9 protein-coding genes are annotated in these 8,169 nt (G+C 67.4%); 2 read left to right on the plus strand and 7 right to left on the minus strand.

Annotated elements, in window-relative coordinates; all coding sequences use genetic code 11:
* The first annotated feature begins 105 nt into the window (after nucleotides 1-105).
* A complete protein-coding gene (locus tag ABDZ95_RS00540) occupies nucleotides 106-1,215 on the plus strand; it encodes an NADH:flavin oxidoreductase/NADH oxidase (protein WP_343788724.1) in 1,110 nt (369 codons plus the stop codon).
* A 1-nt stretch (nucleotide 1,216) separates the two neighbouring features.
* Here the strand turns inward: ABDZ95_RS00540 and ABDZ95_RS00545 are convergent, their stop codons facing one another.
* The 5 genes from ABDZ95_RS00545 to ABDZ95_RS00565 form a co-directional block, all read right to left on the minus strand.
* Nucleotides 1,217-1,603 carry a hypothetical protein gene (locus tag ABDZ95_RS00545; RefSeq protein ID WP_343788727.1) on the minus strand — a complete coding sequence of 129 codons (387 nt, stop codon included), beginning with the start codon at nucleotides 1,601-1,603 and terminating at the stop codon, nucleotides 1,217-1,219.
* A 157-nt stretch (nucleotides 1,604-1,760) separates the two neighbouring features.
* Nucleotides 1,761-2,378: a 30S ribosomal protein S4 gene (gene rpsD, locus ABDZ95_RS00550; RefSeq protein WP_343788732.1), complete on the minus strand. Its 618-nt coding sequence runs from the start codon at nucleotides 2,376-2,378 to the stop codon at nucleotides 1,761-1,763.
* Between the two features lie 155 nt (nucleotides 2,379-2,533).
* Nucleotides 2,534-4,864, minus strand: a complete 2,331-nt coding sequence (locus tag ABDZ95_RS00555) for a bifunctional diguanylate cyclase/phosphodiesterase (protein ID WP_343788735.1) — start codon at nucleotides 4,862-4,864, stop codon at nucleotides 2,534-2,536.
* 109 nt (nucleotides 4,865-4,973) lie between these two features.
* Complete coding sequence (locus ABDZ95_RS00560) at nucleotides 4,974-5,894, minus strand: MBL fold metallo-hydrolase (RefSeq protein WP_343788738.1); 921 nt, start codon at nucleotides 5,892-5,894, stop codon at nucleotides 4,974-4,976.
* 61 nt (nucleotides 5,895-5,955) lie between these two features.
* On the minus strand, nucleotides 5,956-6,570 hold the full coding sequence (locus ABDZ95_RS00565; protein WP_343788741.1) for a superoxide dismutase: 615 nt from the start codon (nucleotides 6,568-6,570) through the stop codon (nucleotides 5,956-5,958).
* Between the two features lie 163 nt (nucleotides 6,571-6,733).
* Between ABDZ95_RS00565 and ABDZ95_RS00570 the strand changes: the two genes are divergently transcribed.
* The gene (locus ABDZ95_RS00570; RefSeq protein ID WP_343788744.1) at nucleotides 6,734-7,129 is read left to right on the plus strand and encodes a hypothetical protein; all 396 of its coding nucleotides are present in this window, start codon (nucleotides 6,734-6,736) and stop codon (nucleotides 7,127-7,129) included.
* Here the strand turns inward: ABDZ95_RS00570 and ABDZ95_RS00575 are convergent.
* Both ABDZ95_RS00575 and ABDZ95_RS00580 read right to left on the minus strand, forming a co-directional pair.
* Nucleotides 7,126-7,344: a hypothetical protein gene (locus ABDZ95_RS00575; RefSeq protein WP_343788747.1), complete on the minus strand. Its 219-nt coding sequence runs from the start codon at nucleotides 7,342-7,344 to the stop codon at nucleotides 7,126-7,128. The two genes, ABDZ95_RS00570 and ABDZ95_RS00575, sit on opposite strands and share 4 nt — an antisense overlap.
* Nucleotides 7,341-8,169, minus strand: an 829-nt coding sequence (locus ABDZ95_RS00580; protein WP_343788750.1) for a motility-associated ABC transporter substrate-binding family protein, incomplete at its 5' end; no start/stop codon positions are given. The genes ABDZ95_RS00575 and ABDZ95_RS00580, both read right to left, overlap by 4 nt.

Consider the following 8,169-nt stretch of genomic DNA (forward strand, 5'->3'; position numbering starts at 1 on the left):
GCCGTTTGGCGCGCTGAATGGCACGTGAACAATCGGCAAGACGCCCCCTTGCCGAAATCCGCTCCAGACATAGCTACGGTTCCGTACCATTACCGGAGCGTCATCTTGAGCCAGCTGTTTTCGTCGCGCGCCATCGGCCCTCTGACCCTGCGCAACCGCATCATCGTCGCGCCCATGTGTCAGTACTCGGCCATCGACGGCGTGCCCCAGCCCTGGCACGCACAGCACCTCGGCCGCCTCGCGATTTCGGGCGCCGGGCTGGTCATCGTCGAGGCGACCGGCGTCGAGGCCGAGGGCCGGATCAGCCCGGCCGACACCGGGCTCTGGAACGACGAACAGGAAGCAGCCTTCTCCGCCCTCCTGAAGGACATCCGCACCTACTCCGATACCCCCATCGGCATCCAGCTGGCCCATGCCGGGCGCAAGGCGTCGACGGCCGCCCCTTGGGATGGCGGACAGGCGCTGCCGGCCGATCAGGGCGCGTGGACCACCTCCGCGCCGTCCGCCATCCCCTTCCGCGACGAATGGCACACCCCGGTCGCCCTCGACGAAGCCGGAATGCAGCGCGTCATAGACGCCTTCGTGTCCGCGGCCGGGCGCGCCGAACGGGCCGGCTTCGACCTGATCGAGCTCCACGCCGCCCATGGCTACCTGCTGAGCGAGTTTCTCTCGCCGATCTCCAACCACCGGACCGACGAGTACGGCGGCTCCAACGAGAACCGGATGCGTTTCCCGTTACGGGTCGCGCGGGCGCTGCGTGACGCCTGGCCTCGCGACAGGGCGCTCGGCGTCCGCTTCAACGGCTCCGACTGGGTGGATGATGGCCTCACCATCGAGGACGTCCAGGCCTTCGCCCGCGCCCTGCATGAGATGGGCTACGACTATCTGCACGTCTCGACCGGCGGCAACGTCGCCCGCGCGCCGATCCCCGGCAAGGAGGCCGGCTACCAGCTCCCGTTCGCCGAGGCGGTGAAGGCCGCGGTGCCGGAGGCCAATGTCGTCGCCGTCGGCATGATCTACGAACCCGCCCAGGCCGAGGCCATCATCGCCGAGGGCAAGGCCGACTTCATCGGCATTGCCCGCGCCATCCTCGACGACCCGCACTGGCCGCACCACGCGGCCGTCGCTCTGGGCGCGAAGGAAGGCCTGCCGAAACAGTATCTCGGCGCAGCCGCGAAAATCTGGCCGGCCTACGAGCGTCTGTACGGACGCTGAGTTAGCTGGCCGGCAACTGGTACGGGTTCTCGACCGAGACGCGGGCGCCTGACGGCAGGCCCAGCTCCTGGAACGACCACCGGAACTCCACTCCCTCGGGATGGACGTTGCGGCACCGGTCTTCCTTGACCCGGCGCAGGGTGATGATCGAGCCATCGCCTTCGGTCCGAACCATCGGGTTCAGGTCGGCCTTGCGGGTGCAGCCGTTCGAGCTGACCCAGAACACGGCCTGATCCTGCGCGATGGCGGCGGCATGGATCGGCTCGATCTGACCGTCGGCGGGATCCGCGCGAACGACCTGCGGGCCGGGCGTGACCTGACCGACCATCGAGCAACCGGCCACGATCGGGGCGAACGCCAGCAGGGCGAACACGACGGACGATTTCATCCGGGGCCTCCCAGCCTGGATCCTGAACGGGGCCGATAGTGCCTCTGTTCGCCTTGCAAGTGAACCGCCGTTCTTCCGTCTGCGACGAAACGACGGGAAAGAAGAAGGGCCCCGGATCGCTCCGGGGCCCCTCCAAAGTCCGAACGTCGACCTCGCCTTACGACGAGTAGTATTCGACGACCAGGTTCGGTTCCATCTTCACCGGGAACGGCACGTCGGCCAGTTCCGGGACGCGGACGTAGCGAACCGAGAAGCCGCGATCACCCAGCTCGAGGTAGTCCGGGATGTCACGCTCCGACGACTGCTGGGCTTCGAGCACCAGAGCCATGCTGCGCGACTTTTCCTTGACCTCGATGACCTGGCCCGGCTTCACGCGGTACGAACCGATGTCGACCTTCTTGCCGTCGACAGTCACGTGGCCGTGGCTGACGAACTGGCGAGCGGCCCAGACGGTCGGGACGAACTTGGCGCGATAGACGATCGCGTCGAGACGCGACTCCAGCAGGCCGATCAGGTTTTCCGAGCTGTTGCCCTTGCGGCGAGCCGCTTCGGCGTAGGTCGCGGCGAACTGCTTCTCGGTGATATTGCCGTAGTAGCCCTTCAGCTTCTGCTTGGCCTTCAGCTGCAGGCCGAAGTCAGAGACTTTCGACTTGCGGCGCTGACCGTGCTGGCCGGGGCCGTACGAACGCTTGTTCACCGGGGACTTCGAACGGCCCCACAGGTTTTCACCCATGGCCCGGTCGAGTTTGTACTTGGCGCTATGGCGCTTGGACATACGTCACTCTCTATGTTGATGCGGCCCGGCCTCTCCCGGATTGGAGAAGCACTCTCAACGGCGGTCCACGCATCGTCCGTCATGGTTCGCGCTCCGGACCGAAGTCCGGGACGTGAAGGCGGGGCTTATCTACTCAGCGCCCGCCGGAGTCAACCTCAGGCCGCCGCGCTGCGCTTGATGGGCTCGGCCACGATGTCCCGGGCGGGACGGCCGAGCAGATAGCCCTGCACCTCGTCGCAGCCCTGCTCGCGCAGGAAGTCCAGCTGCCCCTGCGTCTCCACGCCCTCGGCGAGGATCGGGATCGCCAGGCTCTCGCCCAGCGCCAGCACGGCGCGGATAATCGCCTTGGACTGCGGCCCGCCGTCCAGTTCGGACATGAAGGTGCGGTCCAGCTTGATCTTGTCGAACGGGAAGGCCCGCAGGGTCGACAGCGACGAATACCCCGTCCCGAAGTCGTCCATGGCCACCGACACGCCCAGCAGTTTCAGCTGACGCAGGATGTGGGTCGTACGCTCCATGTCCGAGATCATGGCCGTCTCGGTGATCTCCAGCTCCAGACGATAGGGCGACAGGCCCGTCTCGATCAGGATCTGGTGGACCATGCGCGGCAGGTCGACGTGCGACAGCTGGATCGGCGAGAGGTTCACCGCGATGCGATAGGCCTCGGGCCAGGTCGCGGCCTCGGCGCAGGCGCGGCGCAGCACCCATTCGCCGATCGGCAGGATCATGCCGGTCTCTTCGGCGATCGGAATGAAGTCGGCCGGCGAGACGTACGAACCGTCCGGCTGGCGCCAGCGCAGCAGCGCCTCGTAGCCGGTGATCTGGCCGGTCTCGACCGAGGCCTGTAGCTGGTAGTGCAGCTCGAACCGGTCGTTATCCAGCGCATCGCGCAGGCCCAGGGTGACCCGGCGGCGCTGACGCACGGCCTCGTCCATCGCTTCCTCGTAGAAGCAGATGTCGGTCGCGAGCGAGGCCTTGGCGCGGTACATGGCCAGGTCGGCGTTGTTGATCAGCACCGACGGCTCCGACGCATCGTGCGGCCACAGCGCCATGCCGATGGCGGCCCCGCACTGCAGCTCGGCGTGCTCGGCTTCCAGCGGCTGGATGATCGCGGCGCGCAGACGCTCCGCAGCCTCGTGGGCTTGCTCGCGGTCGGTGATCGGCACGATGGCCACGAACTCATCGCCGCCCAGACGGGCCACGAACTCGGTGTCCAGCGCGGCGGCCTTCATGTTGTTGGCGACATGCACCAGCAGTTGGTCGCCAACGGCGTGGCCGTACAGATCGTTGATCTCCTTGAAGCGGTTCAAGTCGATCGCCAGCAGGGCGAACTGACCCGTATCGCCCACGGCGGCGACGATGCGATCCAGCTTCTCGAGGAAGGAGGCGCGGTTCGGCAGGCCCGTCAGGCTGTCGTTGCGCGCCAGATGGGCGATGCGGCGCTCCTGCGCGATGCGCGGACGCAGGTCGCGAACAGCCAGAATGCGGAACGTCTGGTCGGGCGTCACCTCGACACGGACCGCGACCTCGACCGGAATGGAGTCCTCGACGCCCTTCAGGCGGCTCTGGACCAGGGCGTCGGCCGGCATCGTGTCGACATCTTCCATCCAGTCCGTGACCGGACGGCCGACGATGGCGTCGTCAGACAGGCCGCAAAGTTCGGCGAAGGCGCGGTTGGCCATGACCACCTTGCCCTCGGACTCGACCAGCATGCCGTCGACGCTGCCCTCGATCAGGCTGGTCACGCGATTGCGCGACTGACGCTCGGACTGTTCTTCCAGCGCATAGCTGGCGACCGCGGTGCCCAGGATCAGGAAGCCGACCACCGCGACGCCCAGCGCCAGCAGGGTCTCGGCCTCGGTCAGGGTCCAGGCCGTATCGGACGGGGCGAACGGCAGAACCGTCATCGCGCCCATGCCGGTGAAGTGCAGGCTGACGATGGTCAGCACCAGCGCCAGAGGCGTCAGGATCGGGCGGTGACGCAGCTCGGTGCTCGCGCCGATGCTGAACGCGATGGCTCCGCCGGCGATCGCGGCGATCACCGAAGCGGCGACATAGACCATGTCCCAGTGCACCACGGCTTCCGCGGTGAAGGCGGCCATGCCGATGTAGTGCATCGAGGCCACGCCCAGACCGAAGGTCGCGCCGCCGGCGGCCGGAGCCCACAGCTTGCGAACCGAGCCCAGGGCCATCGCAAAGCCGCAACCAACCATGGCCACGATCAGCGACACGCCTGTCAGCAGGGCCGCATAGGCGATCTCGACGCCCGGCTTGTAAGCCAGCATGGCGACGAAGTGGGTGCACCAGATGGTGGCGCCGCCCGCCACGGCTCCGAGGAAGATCCACGGCAGGCGATCACGCGCCAGGCCCCGACGGGTCCGGGCGAACAACCGGCTCATCACGAAGGAGCCGGCCACGCAGATCAGCGCGGCGAGGCCGACGAGGAGCAGGTTGTGGTCTTGTGTCAGACAATCGAGAACGCGCATGCGCGGTCGGGGCCTCTTGGGGAGCTGCAGCCCGTCGCGTGTACGTTGGAAGGGTTAACCGCGCCGGCAACAGATACGGTTACTGGCGCGTCAACGGTTTGCTGTGTCCTTACGGCTGCGGCGCCCAGACGAAGCCGTCGTCGCGACGCTGGATCCGGCCCAGCCCCGGGAAGGGGAAGTGGACGCCGTAGAACAGCAGGTTCTGCGACGCGCCCCGCTCCAGCAACGCCTGCCGCGTCGCGATCGCGGTGGCGCTGTCCAGATCCCAGCGATTAACCAGCTCCGGACGCTGCACCGAGATCAGCGAGCTGTGCAGGGCGTCGCCGACATAGATCAGCCGCGCCCCGCCGTTGGCGATCTCATAGCCGGTGTGCCCGGCGGTATGTCCCGGCAGCGGCAGGGCCGTGATCGCCGGGGAGATGCTGGCGCCCGGCTCGAACGTCTCGACCTTGGGCCGGATCAGGCGAACGATGGGCTGAAGTTCGTTCTCGCCCTGCATCGCCGCCCACTCGGCCGCGGTCATGCGCACGGTCGCGTTCGGATAGACCAGCGCGCCATTGGCCACGAGCCCGCCGACGTGGTCGCCATGCGCGTGTGAGATCAGGATGTCGGTGACCTGGGCCGGCTGAACGCCTGCGGCCGCCAGCGACGCCGGCAACTTGTTCTCCGTGCCCATCTGACCGCCCGCGCCGGTGTCGATCAGCACCACCCGCTCGCCGTCCTTCACCAGCAGCGGCTGGACCGACAGATGGATGCGGTTGTCCGTCACGCCATTCGCGGTCAGCACGGTGGCGACGTCGCTCACGGCGCTCCACGGGCTCTGTTCCTCCGCATTGGTCAGGACGATCGTCCCATCCCGCAGCGCTACGGCCTCGACCTGCCCGATCCGGAAGGCGTGGGTGTCGCTGATCGGAGCCGCAGCCGGAGCCGCCGGCGCAGTCTCGGCCGTCTTCTCGGTCTGCGGCGAACAGGCGGCCGCGAGGGTCATCAGCATCAGGCTGGCGGCGGCGAGGCGGGCGTGAACGTTCATGAGGGCTCCGGGGCCTGAAAGAAGAAACCGCCGGGCGTTGGCCCGGCGGTTGGAGAGACGCTTACTTCGTGGCCGCGGCGAACAGCTCGTTCGCTTTGTTCCAGTTCACCACCGACCAGTAGGCCTTGAGGTAGTCGGCCCGGCGGTTCTGATATTTCAGATAGTAGGCGTGTTCCCAGACGTCTGCGCCCAGAACGACGGCGCCCTTCTCGTCGGCGACATCCATCAGGGGGTTGTCCTGGTTCGGGGTCGAGGTGACCTTCAGCTTGCCGTCCTGGACGATCAGCCAGGCCCAGCCCGAGCCGAACTGGCCGGCGCCGGCGGCGTTGAAATCTTCCTTGAACTTGTCGAAGCCGCCCAGGTCGCGATCGATCGCGGCGGCCAGTTCAGCCGACGGCTCGCCGGCCTTGTCGGCCGGAGCCAGCAGTTCCCAGAACAGGGCGTGGTTCCAGTGACCGCCGCCGTTGTTGCGCACAGCCTTCGGCAGCTTCGACATCGTCGCGAACAGCTCTTCCAGCGACTTGCCCTGCAGCGAGGCGTCGGCGTCGACGGCCTTGTTCAGGTTGTCGACATAGGTCTGGTGGTGCTTGTCGTGGTGGAAGGTCATCGTCTCCTTGTCGATCGCCGGCTCCAGGGCGTCGTAGGCATACGGGAGGGGCGGAAGGGTGAAGGCCATGAATGGCTCCTTTCGACAGGGTTTGAGACTGGGCTGTATCTAGTCACTCCGGGCCGGGACCCAAGACGTGACAGACGGGAATCGTCAGCTCCGGAACGCTTGCGCCCATACAATGGCTGCAACAAGCTGTCTCCTGTCACGCTTGGGTGGAGCGGAGGGGACGATGCGTTCGATCAGGAGGATCGCCGTTGTGATGGCCGGAGGCGTCGCCCTGTCGGGTTGCGCCAGCGACCCGGCGTTCTGGGACGGCATTGCGATGGGACTGGACCAGGTCGCCTATGACCTCGCGAACCAGCCAGTCTGCACCACCTGGGTCGACCGGTTCGGCATCGTGCAGCAGCACTGCGCGCCCGCGTGGCAGGGCCAGCCGCAGCCTTATGTGATCGACTCCAGCTACGGCCACAGGAACGACCGGTACCGCAACCGGGATCGCGACAGGTCCAGAGACCGAGCCAGAGACAGGGATGGCGACCGCCACCGTGGCGACCGTCATGATCGTCGCCACCGCCGGGACGACGATCACCGCTCCGGCCGACGGGATCCGAAACGGGATCGCTAGGGCAGATTGGCCTTGATGCAGTCGCGGACCGACCGGCGCAGGTCGCCCAGCGCCGTCAGATAGTCCACGCCCGACGCCGCGAAGACGACCTTCGTCGCGGCATCCAGACCTTCAGGCAGCGTCGCGATCACCCGCTTCTGCGCCTTGTCGTGCAGGCAGAAACCCAGTTCGTTGCACAGCGCGGCGAACATCGGCTCGTAGGCGTCTTCAGTCATTGCGGTCCCTCGAGGCGGCTCAGCCAGTGCAGGATGTTCAGGGCGAACTGTTGGTCGTCGTGGCCTTCGGTGTGCAGGCCAAAACGGAAGGGCTCACGCCCGTCGTCGTACTGAACCATCTGGGCCGTCAGCATGCCGGCCTCGCCCAACACCACGACCCGTCCCGCGCCGTGATCGAACGCCAGTCCCTGCGCCGGCAGGGCCGGTCGCGACAGCTCGCCGAAGACCGTCCCGGCGTCCTCGCCTGCGTCCAGCCGCTGATGGATCTGCTGCAAGGTCCGCACATCGGCGGCCTCACGGGCGCCATCGGTCATGTGCAGCAGCACAGTCGCGCCCGCCGGTCCCCGCAGCGACTGGCCGGTGAAGGTGCGCACGCGCTCCACGCGCTCATCGGCGGTCCGCCCCCTGAAGACCGGATGATCGCCGAGGGCCTCGGCCGGGTAATCCAGATTGGTGTTCGGCCGCCCGCGGGCGTCCACCTCGAAGGCGTAACCCTTGCCCATCTCGACGCCCAGCGCCCGTCCAAGCGTTTCGTTCGCGCCGCCGTACGGCGCGTGATCCACGGCCAGCAGCAGGGAGCCGCCCGCCCGAACCCACGCGTCCACCGCCGCGATCTCGGCTGGCGAAAAGGCGTCAGGGCTTGAACCATCGCGCGGGGCGACGGCGTTCGACAGCACCAGCACGTCGACGCCATCCAGCGCGCCGGGCTGGTCCAGCTTCTGCTCTCCCGCCCGAATGCGATAGCCGTCCGCCCGGACCAGAGCGGCGAAGCCGGCATAGCGCCCGTCGATCGTCTGCACGCTGCCATGCGCGGCATCCAGCAGG

Origin of the sequence: Brevundimonas kwangchunensis (assembly GCF_039523815.1) — a bacterium.
GTDB classification, from domain to species: Bacteria; Pseudomonadota; Alphaproteobacteria; order Caulobacterales; family Caulobacteraceae; genus Brevundimonas; species Brevundimonas kwangchunensis.